This window comes from Photorhabdus hainanensis, from assembly GCF_018448965.1.
GTDB classification, from domain to species: domain Bacteria; phylum Pseudomonadota; class Gammaproteobacteria; order Enterobacterales; family Enterobacteriaceae; genus Photorhabdus; species Photorhabdus akhurstii.
In genome coordinates this window covers 56,519-79,630 of record NZ_RCWD01000008.1, presented here as the reverse complement: position 1 = coordinate 79,630, position 23,112 = coordinate 56,519, and the positions used below count along the sequence as shown (strand labels likewise).

Annotated in this window: 15 protein-coding genes and 1 riboswitch; of the genes, 3 read left to right on the top strand and 12 right to left on the bottom strand. The window is 43.8% G+C overall.

Features of this window, described 5'->3' with window-relative positions; all coding sequences use genetic code 11:
• Window positions 1-41: 41 nt before the first annotated feature.
• From recD to rppH, 12 genes are all read right to left on the bottom strand, one after another.
• Window positions 42-1,895: an exodeoxyribonuclease V subunit alpha gene (recD, locus tag EAE92_RS06990; RefSeq protein ID WP_214067557.1), complete on the bottom strand. Its 1,854-nt coding sequence runs from the start codon at window positions 1,893-1,895 to the stop codon at window positions 42-44.
• Complete coding sequence (recB, locus tag EAE92_RS06985) at window positions 1,895-5,500, bottom strand: exodeoxyribonuclease V subunit beta (protein ID WP_422616048.1); 3,606 nt, start codon at window positions 5,498-5,500, stop codon at window positions 1,895-1,897. The genes recD and recB overlap by 1 nt, the downstream gene beginning before the upstream one ends.
• Window positions 5,500-8,388, bottom strand: coding sequence for a pitrilysin (gene ptrA, locus EAE92_RS06980; protein WP_214067555.1), 2,889 nt, complete (start codon window positions 8,386-8,388; stop codon window positions 5,500-5,502). The genes recB and ptrA overlap by 1 nt, the downstream gene beginning before the upstream one ends.
• The gene (gene recC, locus EAE92_RS06975; protein WP_214067554.1) at window positions 8,388-11,828 is read right to left on the bottom strand and encodes an exodeoxyribonuclease V subunit gamma; all 3,441 of its coding nucleotides are present in this window, start codon (window positions 11,826-11,828) and stop codon (window positions 8,388-8,390) included. The genes ptrA and recC overlap by 1 nt, the downstream gene beginning before the upstream one ends.
• Window positions 11,806-12,192 (bottom strand): prepilin-type N-terminal cleavage/methylation domain-containing protein, encoded by a 387-nt coding sequence (locus EAE92_RS06970; RefSeq protein ID WP_040153189.1) that lies wholly within the window; start codon window positions 12,190-12,192, stop codon window positions 11,806-11,808. The genes recC and EAE92_RS06970 overlap by 23 nt, the downstream gene beginning before the upstream one ends.
• Entirely contained in the window at window positions 12,189-12,650 is a 462-nt protein-coding gene (locus tag EAE92_RS06965) for a YgdB family protein (protein ID WP_214067553.1), read from the bottom strand. Before EAE92_RS06965 ends, EAE92_RS06970 begins: the two co-directional genes overlap by 4 nt.
• A gap of 5 nt (window positions 12,651-12,655) precedes the next feature.
• Window positions 12,656-13,243 carry a prepilin peptidase-dependent protein gene (locus EAE92_RS06960; protein WP_110091227.1) on the bottom strand — a complete coding sequence of 196 codons (588 nt, stop codon included), beginning with the start codon at window positions 13,241-13,243 and terminating at the stop codon, window positions 12,656-12,658.
• Between the two features lie 167 nt (window positions 13,244-13,410).
• A complete protein-coding gene (locus EAE92_RS06955; RefSeq protein ID WP_214067552.1) occupies window positions 13,411-13,926 on the bottom strand; it encodes a prepilin peptidase-dependent protein in 516 nt (171 codons plus the stop codon).
• A 1,036-nt stretch (window positions 13,927-14,962) separates the two neighbouring features.
• The gene (thyA, locus tag EAE92_RS06950; protein WP_214067551.1) at window positions 14,963-15,757 is read right to left on the bottom strand and encodes a thymidylate synthase; all 795 of its coding nucleotides are present in this window, start codon (window positions 15,755-15,757) and stop codon (window positions 14,963-14,965) included.
• Window positions 15,754-16,629, bottom strand: coding sequence for a prolipoprotein diacylglyceryl transferase (lgt, locus tag EAE92_RS06945; RefSeq protein WP_036812191.1), 876 nt, complete (start codon window positions 16,627-16,629; stop codon window positions 15,754-15,756). Before lgt ends, thyA begins: the two co-directional genes overlap by 4 nt.
• Window positions 16,630-16,704: 75 nt before the next feature.
• Window positions 16,705-18,951, bottom strand: a complete 2,247-nt coding sequence (gene ptsP / locus EAE92_RS06940) for a phosphoenolpyruvate--protein phosphotransferase (RefSeq protein WP_214067550.1) — start codon at window positions 18,949-18,951, stop codon at window positions 16,705-16,707.
• A gap of 9 nt (window positions 18,952-18,960) precedes the next feature.
• On the bottom strand, window positions 18,961-19,491 hold the full coding sequence (gene rppH / locus EAE92_RS06935; RefSeq protein WP_046394832.1) for an RNA pyrophosphohydrolase: 531 nt from the start codon (window positions 19,489-19,491) through the stop codon (window positions 18,961-18,963).
• Between the two features lie 113 nt (window positions 19,492-19,604).
• A riboswitch (TPP riboswitch) is annotated at window positions 19,605-19,709 on the top strand.
• A 72-nt stretch (window positions 19,710-19,781) separates the two neighbouring features.
• Between rppH and thiB the strand changes: the two genes are divergently transcribed.
• From thiB to thiQ, 3 genes are read left to right on the top strand one after another with little or no spacing between them, the layout of a single operon-like run.
• On the top strand, window positions 19,782-20,795 hold the full coding sequence (thiB, locus tag EAE92_RS06930) for a thiamine ABC transporter substrate binding subunit (protein WP_214067549.1): 1,014 nt from the start codon (window positions 19,782-19,784) through the stop codon (window positions 20,793-20,795).
• The gene (thiP, locus tag EAE92_RS06925) at window positions 20,771-22,381 is read left to right on the top strand and encodes a thiamine/thiamine pyrophosphate ABC transporter permease ThiP (RefSeq protein WP_214067548.1); all 1,611 of its coding nucleotides are present in this window, start codon (window positions 20,771-20,773) and stop codon (window positions 22,379-22,381) included. The genes thiB and thiP overlap by 25 nt, the downstream gene beginning before the upstream one ends.
• Window positions 22,368-23,075 (top strand): thiamine ABC transporter ATP-binding protein ThiQ, encoded by a 708-nt coding sequence (gene thiQ, locus EAE92_RS06920; RefSeq protein ID WP_214067547.1) that lies wholly within the window; start codon window positions 22,368-22,370, stop codon window positions 23,073-23,075. Before thiP ends, thiQ begins: the two co-directional genes overlap by 14 nt.
• The last annotated feature ends 37 nt before the right edge of the window (window positions 23,076-23,112 follow it).

The following is a 23,112-nucleotide window of genomic DNA, read 5'->3' as shown; positions in this document are numbered from 1 at the left end:
ATATAAATTTTTTTACACAAGTCCGTTTATCAGAGCAAGAGTTAATCCACCGGTAAGCTAAGCCGCTCTACTAGCCCGCTTCGCCTTTGAGTTGGCGTCTGGATTGCCTGACGCAATACCGCTTCATGTGCATAAAGGGTCAGGTTTTCTCTGGCACGGGTTATCGCTGTGTAGACCAATTCACGGCTGACAACCGGCACAAACTGCGTCGGCAATACCAAAGCTGTGTGATCAAATTCTGAGCCCTGTGATTTATGTACGGTCATCACATATGCAGTTTCATGTTGTGGCAAACGACTTGGCTGGATTCCTTTAATCTGTCCATCAGGCAACTGAAAATAAGCTCGCAGTTCATGATTTTCGTCTCTAAGCATAATACCGATATCACCATTAAACAGACCCAGTGTGCTGTCATTACGCGATATCATGATGGGCCTGCCTGCGTAACCTCGACTGAAAGTCCCGACAGGGCGACGAATAAGCCCCTGACGATGTAATAGCTGTTCTATACGCTCATTAAGCCCACTGACGCCAAACGGCCCTTCTCTAAGAGCACACAACAAACGATAGCGGTTAAATTCATCTAAAATCTCTTTGACTGCTGCCTGCTCTGCCACCAGACGCAAATAGGCGTGATAACCCGATACCGTTTCTGTCAGCAATCGCTGATAATCTTCATCGTCAGACAATGGGTAAAAACAGATATCCTTCAACGGTTGCTGCAAAATAGAGAGAGCCTGTCGACTCTTTCCCTGATTAACTGCCGCAGACAATTGACCAATCCCCGAATCCATATTAAAGCGATAACTTTTACGTAGAAGACACAAACGATCACGAACTTCTGGGATATTTTGCTGATCACCAGCATCTAACCGACATCCCGTTAATCTACTTAACTGTTGCGCCCTCGTTATGCTGTATCCCAGTTCTGCAAAACGGCAAATATCACCCAACACCGCTCCAGCCTCCACTGATGCCAATTGATCTCGGTCACCAAGCAGAACAATTTTTGCTTTCGGTGGCAATGCATCAATCAACCTAGCCATCATGGGTAAATCCACCATTGAAGCTTCATCCACCACCAGCACATCCAAACTCAGTGGATTATCTCGGTCATAGCGTAATCGCTGGCTATCAGGCTGCGCTCCTAGCAAGCGATGAATCGTCTGCGCCTGATCCGGCATATATGCAAACTGTTTCTCCGTCAGAGGCAATTTTCTGACCGCGCTATTAAGAGATTCGGTCAATCTGGCGGCCGCTTTTCCAGTCGGAGCCGCCAGTTGGATAACCTGCTTTTTATCAGGATTAAGTTTGATTAAGGCAGCCAATAACTTAGCAACTGTCGTTGTTTTCCCAGTTCCCGGTCCGCCAGAGATAACCGAAATTCTGCTAGTCACCGCGACAGCCGCAGCCACCTTTTGCCAGTCCACCGTTTCCTCAGGCAGCATGAATAATTCATCTAAAACAGTTCTCAGTTGCTGTTCCTGAATATTATCGGTTGGTTGATTGCCGGAAAAGAAAGCCGCCACCTGACATTCACTTTGCCACATTCTCTGCAAATAAAGCCGGTCATGGGAAAGCACCACAGGCGTTGGTTGAAGCCCATCACTAACCGCAGCACAATTTTCCAGCGCTATCAGCAAACTCTGCTCATCAGGTTTTCCCGCAGCTCGCCATAATTGCTCTGCAAATTCACGATGTCGCCCATCAAAAAAATATTCTGGCGTTATCCGATTAACCGGCAGACAAACATGCCCAGTACCAGTTTCAGCGCTCAACAACGCCATCACCAACAACAAAACAGGATCTTTATCCTCAATCAATGTATGAGCAAACTGTAAGTCCAATGAACGCAAAAGCCTGAGGTTTACTGCCTGTTGTAATAACGAAATCATCAATTTTTCTCTTTTTCAGACTGTTCATTACCACTGAAAAGCAGATCCAAAGCATCAACAAATTCAGCCGATAGCCGACAATTGAAAATACCATTCCCCGGCTGTTGTTTATCTATCCCCCTGAGAAACAGATAAATCACACCGCCGAAATGTTGTTGGTAGTCATAATTAGCCAACCTGTGACGTAAGTAACGATGTAATGCCAGTGTATAAAGTTGATATTGCAGGTCATAGCGATGCTCAATCATGGCTATTTCCATTGCCTGGCGGGTATAAGATTGACTCTCTTCCCCCAACCAGTTTGATTTGTAATCCAGCACGTAGAATTTGCCTTGCCAACAGAAGACCAAATCAATAAACCCTTTCAGCATTCCTTTCACCTGCTGAAATTCCAGTTGGGGGCAACGAGCAGAAATCGGGTCATAACGACGCATTACCATATCCAATTCCTGAGATCGCAAAAGTTGCTCAACAGGCAGATAAAACTGCATTTCATCCTGTTGATGATGCAGCGGAATTTTTGCCAGTTGCACTCCTTCATCATTCAATGGAATGGTAAAAATGTCGGTTATCCATTGCTGTAACGTCCCACTCCAGCGTTCATCAAATCCGGCTGATTGCAGTTGTTCTGCCAACCATTTTTCATCAGGTCGTTGGCTGAAACTAATTTCTTCTAAAATAGCATGTAAAAAAGTCCCCGCGGAGGCTCCCCGGGGGAATGTATGTGGCGTCATTTCAGGTTGTTCTGCTAACTGCTTTTCACCACTAGCATCAACATCAAGCTTTGGCGCAATAGACTGGACAATCACGTCAATAGATTCTTCTCCAGCAAAATAAGCAGAAGCATTACCACGATGAACCACAGAGTTTCGTAAACCAGAATAACTGGTAATACGCCACTCATCCTGAACTCTGCGTTTAAATTGCCTAGCCGATAGGACTAAATCATTTTTACTTTGCAATTGCCAGGGATGACCATCTGTCTCATTAATTGATGATACAACGATGCCATCCCCACTTAATTCTTTAAGCGATGTTGCCAGAAAATCAGCATCCCCTTTTACTCCCTTTTGCAACAGGTAGCCTAGAGCGCACTGATGCAGATCAGTATCGCCGATCTTTTTCTTATTGCCTTTTATCAGCGGAGCCACGCCGACACTGCAATGGTAAACAGAACGCGTCAATGCGACATAAAGTAAACGCAAATCCTCTGCCAATCGCTCTTGTTCCGCCAGCTCAATCGTCTCGTCGTCAGGAAAGATATCAAGGCAAGCATTAAAGCTTGTACGGTCATGATATATCGCCCGCTTCTGCTCCCTGAAATTACAGATAAATGGCAACCATACCAGCGGATATTCCAGACCTTTAGATTTATGGATAGTGCAAATTTGTACCAAATGACGATCGCTTTCCAGCCGCATCTGCTGGTTTTCAGATTGTGGATCAGGGTGAGAAATTTGTTGAGCCAACCAGCGGGTGACGGCATGTTCACTATCAAGTTGTAAAGATATCTCCTGCAACAACTCACCAATATGCATTACATCCATCAAACGCCGTTCACCGCCATAACTGGCAAGCAAATTCTCAGCAATATGATGGTTGGCGATTACCGCTCGTAACATAGGCAACACACCACGGCGTTGCCACAGACGAAAGTAGCCATCAAATTCATCAACTAACTGATCCCATCTCTTTTCATCATGATTCAACTTGTCTATCTGACAGGCAGTCAGACCAAATAAACCACTCGCCAACGCACTTCTCAAAACTCGCTCTTTCTCCGGTGATAACACCGCTTGCAGTAACCAGAGAATATCCTTGGCTTCTGCGGTAGCAAATACACTTTCTCGGTTAGAAAGAAATACGGAAGGGATAGATAGCAGGTTAAGTGCATTACGAATCAGTGTAGCTTCCTTTCTGCTACGCACCAAAATCGTAATATCAGCCGCCGTCACAGGCCGAGAACCCTCACTTTTATGTAACAAAGCCCGCCCTTCACTACCCGCCTGCAACCAATCTCGAATTTGCGCAGCACAGAGCCGTGACATCGTTTGCTCATAATCTCCGGTAGAAACGCCTTCTCCCGGTTGTAACCAGAAATTCAGCGCGGCCTGTCCTTCACCATCATAGCTAAAAGAGAACTCTCGGTTTTTTTCTGCCGCAGAGACTTCAATGAAAGGGATCTGCTCAAACAAAAATGGATTTTCCGACCGCATAAACAGTTTGTTTACTGCCTGTACCATTGAGTAAGCAGAGCGCCAATTTGTTTCCAGAGTATAGCGAGCACTTACCTGAGAGCGGGCGCGAATATAAGTGAAAATATCTGCGCCGCGAAATGCATAAATAGCTTGCTTGGGATCACCAATGAACAACAATCCATTTTCAGGCTGAATGCCATAAATGGTATGAAAAATCCGGTATTGCTGTGGGTCGGTATCCTGAAATTCGTCGATCAACGCAATCGGATAGCGCCGACGAATAGTCTCAGCAAGCAAATCGCTGCCGGGGCCTTTCAGAGCATCATCAAGGCGGGTTAGTAAATCATCAAACCCCATCTGACCACGTGTTAATTTTTCCTGACGGATTGATTGGCGAATCTCAATAATAGCTCTGGAAATAATCAAATCACGTAAAGTAAGTGGTTGCTTATACAAGTCATCTATTGCAACAAAAAGTGAATGTTCAGGTACCTCACCTTTTTTTGTCTTCTCTGCTAATACCGACTGCCGGAATTTCTCCAACGCTTTTGGCAACAGATAATCCTCTGTAGGCGCCTGAGCCCAATCCGTGACACTATTCAGCCAATTTGGTAAGTGCTTACTACTGTAACTTCTTTTATCGACACCAGAACCCGCAATTAAATCGTGCAACTCTCCGGCAACTTCATTCCATTGGTATTTAACATCGCTGATCAACTGGGTAATTTTTTCATGGCGACTTAACAGTGTTTCATCACTGTCCGGTTCATTAACGATATATGGCATATCCCCTTGTAAATAAGGGTGTAATTCAGCCAACAAGGCTTCCGGCCCACTCCACTCCTGGCTGATTACCTGTGCCATTGATAACGGCAATGGATAACAGTGGCGCCGCCAGAAATCGGCACACCCCTGCCGTTCTAATGGCTGTTGATCCTGAATTAATGTCTGTTCAAACAAGATCCCTGATTCAAAAGCGTTATGCGCCAACATTCTCTGACAAAAACCATGAATGGTATAAATCGCGGCTTCATCTATTTGCCGCTCTGCGGCCAGTAACCAGATAGCCGCCTGTCCTTTATCCGGGATTTCATCCAATAGTTGTTGATAGGCAGGTTCTGTATCTTCTACTTCGTCTCGAATACAAGCAAGGCGAAGTTTATGAATATTTTCACGGATACGCCCACGTAACTCATTTGTTGCTGCCTCAGTAAAAGTGACCACCAAAATTTCTTCCACGCTCAAAGGTCGTGAAAAAGCGGCATCTTTCCCCAGCCCAAGCAGAAGACGCAGATATAAGATACCGATAGTGTAGGTTTTACCCGTCCCAGCTGATGCTTCGATCAGCCGCTGACCATTCAGCGGCAGAGTTAATACATTAAGCCTGTGAACAGATGTCTCTGTGATCACTGCTCTCTTACCTCAACAGGTAACCGTTTCTGAAATTCAGTCACATTCTGATAGGTTTTCCAACCTTTCAATTTCGCATATCCATCCAAGTTCCCTGATTTACCAATCACTTGTGAAATCAATGACAGTCCCCGATGTTTGATTACCGCATTCCGATAGAAATTAATCAATTGCTGCTGTGTAGTTTTCTTTAGTATCTCAAGCATTTTATCTCTGCTATCAAAATTAAAGTTATTGCGGCTGAAATCACCAGAGAAGCGGGCAACTTCGTCATAGAAAGTTTGGGGTGGTTGCTGCTTTTCATTAATCAGCGCACTCTTGTACTGTTCAAAATCAGCTTGAGACATCGCTTTCAATTTATTACCGGCGTTTTGATAAAAATCCTGATAACGCTGATTCAAATATTTTGGCTGTTTACTATTACTTTGTAGCAGGAACCCTAATCCCCACTGTTCCCCCACACTGGTATTGAAAGCAAACACCGCATACCCTAGTTGTTCTACTGTCCTTAACTGCTCATAGAACCACGGCTGGAGCATATTGCTTAACAGACTGGAATAAACATAGCCTTCTATACGGTTATAACCCGTCGGAATATAAACCTCGGCTAAAGCACCATCTGTACTGCTGCCAACACGCTGGAAATTAACCGGGTAATTTTTATCAATCACCACCTTATTCCCAATCCACCAGTCATTTCCTTGATTGGCCAATTGATTATGGGCAGATTCAGCAATCACTTTGCTCTGCTGTTCGGTCAAATTCCCAATTATCATCATTTGCAAAGCAGCATTTTTTATCATTTCATGACGATACGTAACAATATCCTGAACTGTGATAGTCTCCAGCGCTTTTAAACGAGTGGACTGCTCAGTGTAAGGCACCACAGAAAGGCGCCTCAACGGCTGCATAGCCATGTCATAAGCTTTAGCGTTATTAGAAACCGCTATCTGCTCACGATACCAAGACTTAGCTTGTGACAGTTGATCCTCTGTTGGGGTGAACGCCATGTAATTACTGATTAAAGAGGTTAAAAGCGCCGATAGATTTTGAGTGTAACCACTTACTCCCAGTTGCAGTCCCTGTGATGAACTAGTAGAAATATTCATTCCGGCAACAGAAGCCTGATAACTAAGCTGGTCAAGGGAAAGATTTGCTAAATAATCAAGCAAAGAGGAAATCACCTGCTCACGGGCGCTATCCAAACTGTTCGCATTACGTAAATCAAGCGTAATACTGGCCTTAGGCTCATCAGCAAAATATTGGCTCGGCATATAGAGCAGGCGGACATTCTGCTGTTCAAGGATCATCTCTGGATGTTTTTGACTCTTACCTGCTTTTATCAGCTTCAAATCGTCAGGAATATAAGGATTTGGCACAGGCAAAGAAAAATTCATCCGCGCCTCTAACTGCTGCCATTCCATTCGTTGCTGTGATGTGATTCGATCAACCTGATAAGGCGCCTGAACAAAATAGGCCTGTTTATCGTGCGGCTCTTTTGGGCTGATATACCAGATTCTTGCATTTTCAGGCGTCAACTCGGCAAGCCGGTTGGCGATTGCTTCCGGGTCATAGTTATCAGCCAAATAACCAGCATTGAGTACATTAGAAACAGGAACTCGCAACATAGCATCCGATAACCATTCGATATAGTGCATATCACGAACAATGGAGCCATATCGGAAAGACAGATTCAAAACCTTTGCGATCTCATCAAAATAACTTTTCTGGATGCCTTTTTGTTTTAACAAATTAATATAGGCAAAAATGGCCGCAATAACCTGATCTCGTTGCGCAAGCCCTTTATCTGTCAACGTCACATAAATAAAAAAGATACCCTTGTTGCGATCAACCATAGGCTCCGCACCAGCACTGATACTTTCCGCTAGTCCTTGAGTTTGTAGCCAATCTGATAATGTATTCAGGCTACGATTGCCTATCATATAACCGAGATATTCATCAGTCTTACTGCGGAAATCAGCACTGTTATTGTCAATACTGAACTCTAATTGCAATGCCTTTTGCGGTTGGGCAGGAACATAATGGATGATAATCCCTTTCTCTTTTTCCGTTACTGCCGGAACAGTAATCAGCGGCACGCTCGCTTTTCTGTCAGGTATCCGACCAAAAGTATCAACAGCGATTTGAGTCAGTTTATCGATAGGTTGGTTACCGTAAATGACACCTTTCATCAGATTGGCTGAATAATAACGCTGATAGAAATCCACCAGTTCTGTCTGTAATTTACTTCCTGGTTTATCTTTCAATGTTTCTAGATTACCACCAGAAAAACGAGCATTGGGATGCTTAGGATTCAGGGTTTCTGCCCGTATTTGAGCCACCCGCATCCCATCACGAGAACGCGCCATTGTCAGCTCTGCATTAACGGCGTTTCGCTCCCGATCTGCATTCACCGGATTAAGTAACGGCTCTGCCAGAGCATCAGCCAGACGATCTGTAGCCTGAGCCAACGCCTCATTTTCTACTTCAAGGTAAAAAGCCGTGCGGTAAGAAGCTGTGCTGGCATTATAGCTACCACCATGCTTTTGCAAAAATTCAGATAAATCACCTGACTGTGGGTAACGCTCAGATCCCATCAGAACCATATGTTCCAGATAATGTGCAAGCCCAAGCTGGCTGTCAGGGTTTTCCATACTACCAACCGGAATTGCTACCGCTGCCAGAGATTTGGTTGCCTTCTCATCAGATACCAGCAAGACCGTCATATTGTTTGCCAATCTGATTCCTTGATACTGACGATGATCATTTTCGCTTTTATAAATTGTCTCTTGCAGTCGCTGCCACTGTGATGTTTGCGCATAACTTACCGTTCCCCAAAAGAGCAGGAACATTACAGTAATTATGCGAACAAAATGTTTATGCATTATCCGATATTCTCCCTATGTTTCTGATTTAGCGCCATCGGTAACAAATAATTGAGCGCTTCCTGTTTAAGTTTTGCTAAAAATGATTCATCGATTTGCCTGAAAGCCCGCTGAATATAAGGATCATCCCCTTCGCCTGTACGTCCCTGATCTCCAAGCCATGCCTTCAATAGCTGGCTGTCAGCTTTTGATTGAATTCCATCGCTACCATCAATCTCACTTGTTTCTTTATTCACACATGTTGAAAGCCACGCCCAACCACTTTTACAAAACAGTGGCAAAGGCGCTGATATTCCTCGTTGATAACCTTCAATCAATTGATTCAGATAATCTTTCGCTTGTTCTGAAGACACAGAAGCAAAACGCCATTCGCTGCCATCACGCCCATAACTGCGGCTTTCACCCTCCCCCCCGGCAAGACAGTAAGCCAGATGCTCAATCCACAATTGCATGCCGTCATTGGCTGTTAAGCTGGCTGGCCGCCAACGCAGCAAACCATCCGGTTGCGCCTTATTAATTTGTCCTGTCAGCATCACTTGGCCTAAATCATGATGTAAATCAATAGATAAAGTTTCCATCTGTTGTTCACGAATTTTATCCGCCAGAGGCTGCATCTCTTTTTGTTGCTTCAACCAATAAACCTCACCAAAAGCACCAAAAGGCAACCCGCCAGCAGCACGAAGCCGACTGAAAAGCGGCTCAGGCGATTGCTGTTCAATTAGTGCACTCAACAATAGCTGATTAAACTGATAACGTTGAAAGTTATCTAAAACGAAAGGCTCTTCCTCTGGTAATTCCGTTTCTTCGATAACGAAATTGACTTTCAAGCAACGTTGGAAAAAAAACCGAACGGGATGGCGGTAAAAACTGCTCAAACTATCAAGTGTAATTTCTTGAATTTGCGCCGTTTCAATAGATTGGCAAAATTCAGCGTATGCGGCACCTTGCTCAGTTGCCGCCGGTAACCACTCCCCAGCATAGCTTTGCTGATAACTGCCCGGTATAAAATTTTCCGGTGCAAATGGAACGCGGGAATGAAGATACAACAGATGCTCTCTGACATGAATAGCACTTTGATCAACATTCAGTTCTTCATTTCCCGGTAAACAAAAACTTTGGCAAACATAATCCAGTAATTCATTCACCAACACCGAAGGATTACATTCCGTATCATCACGAATGGATTTACCAATATAGCTGATATAGAGAAACTGTTCGGCAGATATCAAGGCTTCAAGGAATAGATAACGATCATCATCCCGCCGTTTTCTGTCTCCCCTCTGACCTTTTTCCGCCATGAGATCAAATCCAAGCGGTGGAATTGAACGGGGGTAGATACCATCATTCATTCCCAATAAACAGACAACCTTAAAGGGAATAGAACGCATCGGCATTAGAGTGCAAAAATTGACAGATCCGGCGAGAAAACGCTGACTGATTTTTTCATTATCAAACTGAAGCGCCAATTCATCTCGTAATAGAACCAATGGCACATTTTCTTGATAACGGGCATTCAAGCCGTTGACTATAACTTTCTGCCATTGCTGCTCTATCATCGCCAGTACTAATTCAGTTTCACTATCTGATGCAAAAAATGTCTCCAGCAACTGCTGGCAGATAGGTAACCAGCCCGTTAATGTTCGGCTCTCGCCCAGAATCTTGCGCCAATAGCTCAATTGCATTAAAAGTTCAGCTAATTGGCCGGCAAGCTCTGCGGCTAAACCACTGGATTCATCATAAGGCAATACCTCTTTCCAAGGGCCAGACCGACTATCCATTGCGTAACCCAATAACATTCGAGTGAGTCCAAAACGCCATGTGTGCTGACCTGTTACCGGCAAAGAGAGTTCTTCTACATTATCGTCATCCAGCCCCCAACGAACCCCTGACTCTTCGACCCAACGCCTTAATAAACGTAAACCATCTTCATGAATGTCGAATTTATTCGCCAGCGCGGGTATTTCCAACAATGCTAAAACCTGTTCCGTAGTAAAACGGCTTTGAGGTAAATCAAGCAGTGTAATAAATACCTGTAAAACTGAATGTGCCTGACGAGCCTTACGATCAGAAATGGCAAATGGAATATAACGTTCAGCAGAGACATTACCAAATACTGCCTGAACATAGGGAGTATAATTGTCAATATCCGCGACCATCACAATAATATCCCTTGGCGTCAGTGATGGATTATCTTCCAATAATCGCAATAACTGGTCCTGTAAAACTTCCACTTCACGTTGAGGGCTATGGCAAACATGGAAAGACAAAGAACGATCCAACGGATCAAGTACTCTTTTTCGCAGGCTATTTTCAAATGTCTCTTTCGTTGAACCAATTTGGGCATGATCTTCCAGATAGAGAATGTCCCTTTGCAATTGATGTAATAGATTATCCTGTTCTAATTCAACAAAGGCGTGAACATCCGAACTCTGCTCAAGCTGCGATAATAAATAGAGATTATCACGGCCCAATCGTCCCCACGATGCCAACAAGGGATTACTGACTTCTTGTTCACCGTCATCGTTAAACAGTGATTGAGCATTACCAGGGTCTTTAAAATATTCCAGCTCCTGTTTACTCTTATAATGACGTGGTTTACGGCTACTCAGTTTTGCCAGAAAAGCATAATTCTGAATATCTCCCCAATAATATTTACATGGATTGGTAAACATCAGGTGAATATCAATATGCCGTGCCAGTGCCTGTAAAGCTTGTAAATAGACCGGTGGTAAGGCAGAAATACCACAGATAAATACTCGTTTCGGTAAACAAGCTGAAAGCTTAGTGCTATTTTTCAGTTCAGGACTATTTTTCAGTTCAAGGCTATTTCCCAGTTCAGGGCTATTTTCCAGTGTCGAAATAAAACGCTGATACAAATTAGCACGATGCCATTGGGGTTGTTGTAACTGATGAGTATATTTCGTCAGTTCCAGCCATAATCTTTTCTGCCACAACTGATTATCGCTCAAACCATCAATAAGCTGACCTTGTTGCCAACTTTCCAACCATTGCGGACGATAAACTAGATATTGGTCAAACAGATCAGCAACCCGCCCAGCCAATTGATGAATCTTCCGTTTATCAAAATCTTGATCAAGGTAATGCCTGAGCGCGACAAACTCCGCTTCTGGCAACAATTGAGGCAATAACGCCATCAATTTCCATGTCATAGCATCTTTACTAAAAGCACTTTCTTTAGGAATATCAGGCAATACTTTGGTAAACATATCCCAAATAAACGTAGCGGGAAGCGGAAATGAAATATTGGCTGATATGCCTATTCTTTCAGCCAGTTGGATTTGCAGCCACTGTGACATACCTGGGCTTTGCACCAAAATGACTTCTTGCGCAAATGGATCAATCAGTGGATTATCCCCGATCAATATTGCTATCAATTCCTTAAGAAGATCTAGTTGATTAGAATGATAAACCTTGAACATCAGAACTCCCACTTGAACAAATCCATCGGCTTGCTTTACTTTGCTGATTATAAGGTGTTGTCACTATAACTTTAAGCTGATAGCAGCCAGACAACGGATATGCTGTCTGAAATTCAGCGTGCCACCCCGGTGGTAATATTATTTCTGGCAAAGGGTTTTGACCTGCGATTAATTCATATTGTTCCAGATACTCATAAGATAATTTATCCGCCTTTGATTGCTGCCAATGTTGCTGAAACCCAAATAATAACCCCTGATGATAACGCATTAATCCCAATAGAGAGACCGAAAAGACCATAACAGCAATCATTACTTCGGGCAAACTCATACCTGATTGATGCTCATAAAAAAGTTCTGACTTCATGAACAAAATCCCACATCTACCTCAGGACAAAAATCCAGCCAACCACTTTCTACCGGAATAAGGGAGTCTCTTCCACTAGCAGAAAGTAATTTCATCCATTGATATAACCCGACAGATTGCCCAGATGCCATATCAGCCATACCTTTCAGTAGAAAAAAATGACTCGATTGCCTTTTTAAGCAACTGGTCAAATGAAATTCTTGCTGTTGCTGGCAATACCACTCTTCTGTTTCATCAAGTGACCATGACTGAGCGATTCCCCATGCCAATGAAGATTCTGCTTGCTGAAAAGCCTTTAGATATCTGCGTTCATCGACCATCATGATTAAAGCGTTATCCAGATGATGATGCAAAGCCTTTAACATCATCAGGCTCACTGCCAACAATATTAGCACTGAAATTAGCAATACATTACCTTGCTGATATTGAAAACAACCATGCGGAGAATGCTCAGCCACGGTACTTATCCCCTGATATTGCGCAAACGTATTACTGACTGATATTGGTAGTTTATCGATGGATGTTTAAACCAATGTGCAATAAACGTTAATTTGATAAAAACTAAGCCATCTTTTGCCGGTAATTTTTCAGCTTTAAAGGAATCTACCACTATTTCATTTGGATCAAACAGCCTTTCCCAGCCATTTTCCTGGCAGTTACCCGCCCCTCTTTTCCACTCTACTGACTTATTGCTAAGGCGATAGCCAAAGAATTCCGATTCACTGTGTTCTGGCGGTTCCCATTGGTTATTTGTGTTAAGATCATATGCAATAATCAGGCATGAATCCTCACTCTCATCACTTTTATTATCGATGAATATTGGCTTTCCATCACAATAATGCTGACAATATCCAGCACGGCGAATATCTTTCTCTATAATATGTAATGTTTGTTTAACAAAATAGCCTAAACGATATCTTTGATATAACTCCATTATTTGTTTAGTTAAAATAGGATAACTTTTAGCAATTGCCAGTAAGATAATACTACCAATAGCCATTGCTACAATAACTTCTAATAATGTCATTCCAGATTGGTTTTTATTTTTCATTATTCCAATAAAGCATCTCTTATTTTAATGAAAAAAGCATATACCCGTCATCTTTCAAGTTGCCTCTTTGTTGGCTGCACTCACTCACCCCGGTCACATAGTTACCTATGCTCCCGGGGATTCGCTCCCTTGCCGTCGCGATCCATCTTGAAATCCATAGGGTATAATTAATCACAAGCTGGAATTTGATTAAACTTATTATTACTACATGATCTCATCCTACCCCGAGAAGAAAAAATAATAGATATTTCTCCTGCGGAATTCGCTAAAGTAAAACTCGCGGGTATCATCGTATTTCTTATTCCATGAAATTCTATCTGATCCTTCGTTGCCGAACTGATAATAACATCTTGATGGGGAGAACTTATTCCCTCAACATTTTCCAAATCACAATCAGACAACCCCGAATTAGAGAGCGCTATGCACCAGCCTTTTCCCGTTTTCAACCACAGCATTACCCTTTTATTCAGATAATTTGCCAAAGATTGTTGCCTGGCTATAAATGTCAATATCTTCTGTGCTGATTCCTGTAATCTGGCTCTTTCCTGGTGATAGCCCCATTCCTGCACTCCCCATAAGGAAAATATTGAAACCAAAACAATAACGATCATCAATTCCAACAAAGAAAAACCTAATTGATTATCAACATTATAATGGCCAATTGTATTAATGTTATTTCCCATTGATAATTCCTTATATCCTTTCGAAAAACATTTTATTCATTTTAAAAACAGAATAAATACATAATTGAACTTTATGCGAGAGCGCATCAATAAAAAAATAACAATCTATTATCGTTACATTTAAATTGCGTAGAGCTTCGCAAAAATCAACGAGAATAGTTATTTTTGTTTCTTATTATTGTCATACATTGTAAGATTATATGGCTATGAGGAAGAAGCTTCATAAATATAACAAAGAAAACATCAAGTGCTTTATATAATAATTTTATTGCCATTAATTTATTCTATAAATAATACAAGACCAATGAATAATTAATTGAGAATTTTGCTTTAAATATAGCTATCAATAGTGGTGTATCGATATTAGCGGTAATAATGTCCGCTTACTGGCCTTTATCGAATTTTTAATGGAGCGTTTTTATGGAGCATTGTTACATTAAACACATCGTATCCCACGCAGAATACGACAAGCTAACCAATTACTACCGGAGAAACAGAGAATAATCAATTTTGTAGTCGTCCAAGAACGGGCTAGCGCTCTGTTTTCAGAGATCCCTTGGCTGACCTACACTGTCCTCACACTGGTCTCCGCGCACGCAGCGACTTGAATGCCAGTCGGAATCTTGCGCGAATTGTCAGAAACAGCCATTCCGACAAGGGCATTTGTAAATGCGCCTGATGTTGGTAGTCAGGAACTGACTTTACAATAAGGCTCGTCGCCATAGTCACAGTTAAAAGCCTTCGACTTCAATCGCGGGTTATTTATATACCCTATGGATTTCAAAATGCATCACGACAGCAAGGGAGCGAGTCCCCAGAAGCATAGATAACTATGTGACCGGGGTGAGTGAGTGCAGCCAACAAAGAGGCAATTTGAAAGATGACGGGTATATGCTAAGAAATATACTTTCTGAGAAATAGTATTTATGGCTGTTTTTCTCTACTTCTGCACGTTTGTGTTTATATCATCAAAATTAAAAGGGAGACAATTCACACTCAATAGTCTCCCTCCAGATTATTGCTAATAATCAAACAACTAAATAGCAACCGGAGCCTTTATTCCTAGATGCGGGTCATAATCAACTATTTCAAAGTCATCAAATTTATAATCAAAAAGTGATTCCGGTTTACGCTTTATCACCAGTTTTGGCAGTGAACGCGGTTCACGACTGAGCTGTAAATTTGCCTGCTCCATATGGTTGCTATAAAGATGGGTGTCGCCACCGGTCCAGACAAAATCGCCCACTTCCAGATCACACTGTTGCGCCATCATATGCACCAGCAATGCATAGCTGGCAATATTGAACGGTAAGCCAAGGAATACGTCACAAGAGCGCTGGTAAAGCTGACAGGAAAGTTTGCCATCCGCGACATAAAACTGGAAGAAAGCGTGGCATGGCGCTAATGCCATGTTATCCAGTTCACCAACGTTCCAAGCCGAAACAATGATCCTACGTGAATCTGGATCGCTTTTAAGCTGTTCCAGTACGGTTTTCAATTGGTCAATCTGACGGCCATCTGCGGTGCCCCACGCACGCCATTGCTTACCATACACAGGCCCCAAGTCACCATTTTCATCCGACCATTCATCCCAAATAGTCACCCCATTTTCATGCAGATATTTAATATTGGTATCACCATTCAGAAACCAAAGAAGTTCATGAATAATTGAACGAATATGGCAGCGTTTAGTTGTAACTAGCGGAAAACCCTCCTGCAAATTGAAACGCATCTGATGCCCGAAAATGGAGAGAGTCCCCGTCCCGGTACGGTCTGCCTTCGGAGTGCCCTCTGCAAGCACTCTTGTCATTAAATCCAGATACTGTTTCATTTTACCTTTTGTACCTTATTACCTTGGTGTTTGTATGCCCATATCATCATTAAAATTCCCGCAAGAATCATTGGGATAGAAAGAATTTGTCCCATGCTGATCCCGTCGAATAAACCCAATTGCGCATCCGGTTGGCGGAAAAATTCGACTATTACCCGGAAAATACCGTAACCAATTAAAAATAAACCAGAAACACTGCCCATCGGCCGAGGTTTACGAATATATAAATTTAAAATAATGAACAGAACGATCCCTTCCAACGCCATTTCATAAAGTTGTGAAGGGTGACGTGGCAGAACACCATATTGTTCCAGTACTGATAGCAATGAAGGCTCCGTTGCAGCCAGGGCAATATCTTCACTACGAGAGCTTGGGAACAGCATTGCCCACGGCGTATCCAAGGTGACGCGTCCCCACAACTCGCCGTTAATAAAATTACCGATTCTCCCCATGCCTAAGCCAAAAGGGACTAACGGTGCAATGAAGTCGGCAACTTGTAAGAAATGGCGTTTCGTTCTGCGGCCAAACCACCACATTGCGCAGATAACCCCCATCAAACCACCGTGGAAAGACATCCCTCCGTCCCAAACTTTAAACAAATAAAGCGGGTTGTCGAGAAAGGCAGGGAAATTATAAAACAGGACGTAGCCCAAACGGCCGCCAACAAATACGCCAGCAAAACCTGCATAAAGTAAGTTCTCTACTTCGTTTTTCGTCCAACCACTATTGGGTTTCGCTGCTCTGCGTGTCGCTAGCCACATGGCGAATACAAACCCAACCAAGTACATGAAACCATACCAATGGAGGGCTATTGGACCTATTGAAAAAATAACCGGGTCAATATTAGGAAATGCCAGGTAGCTGTTACTCATCTTTCCCCACTTAATATTTAGCGTTAATGCCCTAAGGCAAGTGATTGAGAATCATAGCACAGGCGGTTAAACGGATTAAATGCCGCCTCTGACCAAACCGCCAACCCCATGCTGCTCCATAAATGTTGCTGATAGCTCCTTTACTCTTAGGCTGGTTTCAGCTTGTAGTATTTCGGCCATTAATTTTTCAACCTGAGCCATCTCCAGATGACGCAATAAATACTTAATTCTTGGCACACTACAACCACTCATACTCAGGCTACGATAGCCAAGACCAATCAATAATAACGCACCCATCGGGGTTCCTGCCATTTCACCACAAATACTGATCGTAAGACCTGCTCGTTGGCTATTTTCAAATACCAGTTTTAATGCCCGAATCACCGCCGGATGCAAACAATCATAAAGAGAAGCGACGTGGGTGTTATTCCGATCCACCGCCAATAGATACTGCGTTAGGTCATTGGTGCCAATAGACACAAAATCAACTCTGTTTTTGAGTTGTGGCAACAGGAAGATCATCGAAGGAACCTCAATCATTACACCGAGTTGAGGCATAGGTATTTGACACGCCAGCATTTGCTCGACTTCCTCTTTCGCTCTGTCTAACAATCGCTTAGCTTCATCAATTTCTTCTACACTCGTCACCATTGGCAACAGGACTTTCAGATTACCCATATCAACATTAGCCCTGAGCATTGCCCTAAGCTGAATAAGAAAAATCTCCGGTTGATCCAGCGTTACCCGTATACCACGCCATCCCAAACAAGGGTTATCTTCACTAATCGGCATATAAGGCAGTTGTTTATCCGCACCGATATCAAGTGTACGTAATACCACCGGTTTATCGGGAAACAATTGCAACATCTCCTGATAACGCGCTTTTTGTTCATCTTCTGACGGGAAACCACTGTGCAACATGAAGGGTATTTCGGTGCGATAGAGTCCAACACCATCAATACTGTTACTGATTTGTAACTCATATTTCAAGCTCAAACCTGCATTAAGCTGAACCAGAATGCGTTCACCACTTTTGAGCCGTGCTTCCTGATCAACATCCCCCTCAGCCAGTTTGCTCAGTGCTTTTTCTTCTTCAATAATCTGTTTATATTCCTGCGAAATCAGTGGCTCAGGTTCAATAAAAACTTCTCCACGGAAACCATCAAGAATCAGCATACGATTGTGCAGGAGTTCCGGCTGGATATCTGCCCCCATGATGGCCGGAATACCCATTGCACGTACCAATATGGCAGAGTGTGAATGGGTAGCGCCATCACGAACAATAACCCCTGCTAATCTTTCTTGCGGCACTTCTGCCAATAGGTTGGCACTCAGTTCATCTGCAACCAGAATAAACCATTCAGGCCATTGATGGCTGACAATAAGTGAATCATCAAGATGAAATAATAATCGCTGCCCAAGCGCCCGTAGATCCGATGCCCTTTCCCGCATATAAGCATCCTGCAAGCTGGCAAATTGTTCTGCGTATTTCTCAATAACTTGTTTAACCGCCCATTGCGCAACAGATCCCTGTTCAACACAGGAGAACAGATCTTGTTTCAACTGAGGATCATTCAAAAGGTAGGAATAAAGATTAAAAATCGCGGCACTCTCTTTTTGAGAAACAGCGGTAAAACGTTTACTGAGCCGCCGACATTCTGCCGTTGCATCTTCAAGTGCCTGAATCAAACGAGAACGTTCTGCCGCATGATCAAGGGTTGAAGCTTCAAAAATTTGATCAAGTGAGGGCTGGGAACAATCTTGCCATCCCCGAGCCATCACGATGCCATTGGAAATTGCCAACGCTTTAATTCTGGTTTGCCGATATTGCCCAAACAACCCCTTAGTCTGAGCTTGAGCAAGGATCACCGCCAGTTGTGTCGCAAGCGTCACCATAAAGGACTCTTCAGTTTCATTAAACAGGCGTTGTTCCTGCTGCTGAACGACTAAAACACCTTGCAACTGGCGACGATAAACCACCGGAACGCCCAAAAAAGCGCGGAAGCTATCCTCTTTAACTTGAGGCAAATATTTGAAACTTGGATGGCTGCGGATATCAGCCAGATTAATCAGTTCAGACAATTGACCAACTTGTCCGACGACTCCCTCACCAAAAGCCAAACTGACAGCCCTTCCCCGGGGTTTCCTCAACCCTCGGGTTGCCATCAGGTAATAACACCGCCGTTGATGATCAGCAAGATAGATAGAACAGACATCCGTGTTCATCGCCAAACAGGTTTCGTTCACCAATAGCTCAAGCGCTTCGGCCAGATTGGTTGCCATCGCAACTTTTTCTACAACTTCCCGTAAGCGCATGAGCATAGAACTCACCTAACTTCTTTTGCGACGATAAGAATACGAAGAACGTGGCAGGGATGAGCTTTCCTGCATTGGCATGACAACCGAAGCAAACTCTTTCATCACGCGCCGATAAACATCACGCTTAAAAGAGACAACCTGCCGGACAGGATACCAATAGCTGACCCAACGCCAGCCATCGAATTCCGGGGTATTACTGTGTTGCACATTAATATCTTCTTCATTACAGAGCAGTTGTAATAAAAACCACCGCTGTTTTTGCCCGATACAGACAGGTCGTGTATCCCAACGCACCAAACGCTTGGGTAATTTGTAACGCAACCAATTACGAGTAGCGGCCAGAACGCGTACATCTTTCCGACCTAACCCCACTTCTTCATACAGTTCCCGGTACATAGCCTGTTCTGGTGATTCCCCCGGATTAATGCCCCCTTGAGGAAATTGCCAGGAATGCTGCCCATAACGCCGTGCCCACAAAACCTGGCCTTGCCGATTACAAATTACAATTCCTACATTCGGGCGGTAGCCATCATCATCGATCACCAGACTACCTCGATAAACTAAATTTGAAAGATGACTAATTGTTTCACACTACCCTCAAGTGGTAAACCTCTATCATTGGACTTTGCAGTCGCTAGCTAAATCTCTACAATAGCGCCATCTCAACGGGGTGCTGGCTGTTTAAAACAGCCTTGCTGAGAGTAAACCCGCCGAACCTGATCCGGCTAATACCGACGTAGGGATTTGAGCTGCTAACTATTTCACAAACATTATTTTGCCGTTTAGCGCTTCCTCAAATCCTTTGCCAATCCTCTTAATGTAAGGAGAGCAAAGTGTTTAAGACGTTATTTTCCAAATTAATCGTACTGATGATCCTATCAACCCCCATGTTGCTATTGAGTCAGGTTGTACAGGCTAAACCGGTATTAACGGTCTATACCTATGACTCTTTTGCCGCAGAATGGGGTCCCGGACCCGCAATTAAAAAAGCCTTTGAAGCTGAATGTGACTGTGAACTGAAACTGATTGCTCTGGAAGATGGTGTTTCCTTGCTCAATCGCCTAAGAATGGAAGGAAAGCGTACTGCCGCCGATATTATTCTTGGATTGGATAACAATTTGATTCAAGCAGCTCAACAAACGGGGCTGTTCACTGAAAGTCAAGTGGATATCAGCAAGCTGGCGCTGCCGGTGTCATGGCATAACCAGATATTTATTCCTTATGACTATGGCTATTTTGCCTTCATTTACAACAAAAAGAGTTTGCCAAACCCACCCAAAAGCATGGATGAGCTAATCAACAGCCACAATAATTGGAAAGTGATCTATCAAGATCCTCGCACCAGCACACCGGGGCAAGGTTTGCTGCTATGGATGCAAAAAATTTATGGTGATGGCGCCCCACAGGCCTGGCAAAAACTGGCAAAGAAAACACTCACTGTTACCAAAGGCTGGAGTGAAGCTTACGGTCTGTTCCTGAAAGGAGAGGGCGATCTGGTACTAAGCTATACCTCTTCACCCGGATACCACCTCTTATCCGAAAAGACAGACGATTATGCCGCCGCTACCTTTAATGAAGGTCATTACCTGCAAGTCGAAGTGGCCGCACAACTGGCCTCCAGCAAACAACCAGAACTTGCCCAGAAATTTATGCAGTTTATGCTGACTCCAACTTTCCAACAGGAAATTCCAACTACTAACTGGATGTATCCGGTCATTGATATCCCACTCCCAAAAGTGTATTCACAACTTTCAGTACCTGAAAAATCACTGCAATATCCCGCAGAAGAAGTCGCAAAATACCGTAACCAATGGATTCGTGCATGGCAAAGCGCTGTCAGCCGCTGATAGCCGGATGGCTGTTACCGGGGGCTATTGCCTCCGGTCTTTTACTGTTGGTCGCCCTACTAGCGTTCGGTGCGCTTTGGTTTAATGCGCCTGAACGTAATTGGTCTTTACTGGCGGAAGATAGCTATCTATGGCATGTGGTGAGTTTTACATTCTGGCAGGCTTTTTTATCGGCGCTATTTTCTGTTATCCCGGCTATTTTTCTTTCCAGAGCCCTCTATCGCCGTCATTTTCCAGGCCGAAATCTATTTCTCCGCCTATGTGCTATGACGCTGGTTTTGCCTGTATTGGTCGCGCTATTCGGCATTCTGACGGTCTATGGCAGAGCCGGCTGGCTGGCTCAGTTCTGTGAATGGATCAGCATCGATTACCATTTCACCCCTTATGGTCTACCAGGAATTTTGCTGGCACATATCTTCTTTAATATGCCACTAGCGACACGGCTTTTACTGCAATCACTGGAAAACATCGCGGTGGAACAACGGCAATTAGCGGCTCAGCTAGGTATGAATGAATGGCAACATTTCCGTTTTGTTGAATGGCCTTATCTACGCCGCCAGATCCTGCCCACTGGCGCACTGATTTTTATGCTCTGTTTCGCCAGTTTTGCTACCGTGCTGGCGTTAGGCGGCGGGCCTGCTGCAACAACTGTCGAACTGGCAATCTATCAGGCGTTAAGCTATGACTACGATCTTAACCGCGCCGCGTTACTGGCTCTGATTCAGATTACCTGCTGTCTTGGCCTTGTACTCCTCAGCCAGAAACTTAACAGTGCTCTATCTGTCGGCTACAGCAACCAACAGCAATGGCGTAATTCACAGGACACTTTGTTGAGAAAAATCTGCGACAGCCTGTTAATTATCGCAGCATTATTACTGCTCGTGCCGCCATTATTGGCGGTTATCTTGGATGGCCTGAACAGCGGGTTGCTTAACGTATTGCGCCAGCCTGCATTGTGGCAGGCATTTATCACCTCAGTGGTGATTGCTTTAGGCGCGGGGTTATTATGTGTTTTATTCACTATGATGCTGCTATGGAGCAGCCGTGAGCTGTACCTGCGTTATTTCCCTCGTTGGGGACAAGCAATGGAAATGAGTGGTTTGTTGATCCTTTCTATGCCGGGCATTGTATTGGCAACAGGATTCTTTCTGTTGCTCAACGATACCGTCGGCCTGCCCCGTTCACCCTATGGTCTGGTAATTTTAACCAACGCACTGATGGCAATTCCCTATGCGCTGAAAGTTCTGGATAATCCAATGAAAGATCTGGCGGCCCACTATAATCCACTGTGTCGCTCCCTGAATATTCAAGGTATTAACCGACTACGCTGGATTGAACTAAAAGCACTGAAAGTTCCTCTGGCACAAGCGCTGGCCTTTGCTTGCGTCCTTTCCATTGGAGATTTTGGCGTTGTAGCTCTGTTTGGTAATGAAGATTTCCGTACACTGCCCTTCTATCTCTACCAGCAAATCGGGGCTTACCGGAGCCAGGATGGCGCAATCACTGCTTTATTGCTGTTATTGTTATGTTTTATGCTGTTTAGTTTACTTGAACGCTTACCGAGACTACGTAATGCTCAAACTTGAAAATCTGACTTACCGCTATGAACATCTGGTGATGCGCTTTGACTTGCAAATTAAGGCCGGAGAACGTATCGCAATCCTAGGCCCCAGTGGGGCAGGTAAAAGTACACTCCTAAACCTGATCGCCGGTTTTCAAACAGCAGAAAAAGGCTCCCTATGGCTGAATGGCAAAAACCATACCAGTACGTCACCAGCTCAACGCCCGGTTTCCATGTTGTTTCAGGAAAATAATCTCTTCTCTCATTTGACAATTGAGCAGAATATTGGGCTAGGTTTACATCCCGGATTACGCCTTAATTGCACGCAGAAACAGACATTACAGCAAATAGTCTCTCAAGTTTCGTTGGAAGATTGTCTTACTCGTTTGCCCGCTCAACTTTCTGGTGGACAACGGCAGCGGGCAGCATTAGCTCGTTGCCTGGTACGCCAGCAGCCAATTTTATTACTCGACGAGCCTTTTTCAGCACTAGATCCGGCACTGCGTAATGAAATGCTGGTATTGCTGGAACAAGTTTGCCATGAACGCCAGCTTACATTACTGATGGTTTCCCATAATCTAGATGATGCCGCCCGTATAGCTGATCGCGCTTTATTAATTGTTGATGGCAATATTCATTATGACGGTTCAACAAATGCACTGGTTGCCGGTACTGTTTCTGAATCAGCTATTTTGGGGAGGAAGGTCGCTTCTATTTAGTACTTCGATTATTTCCTTCTGTGACCAAAGTCTATAT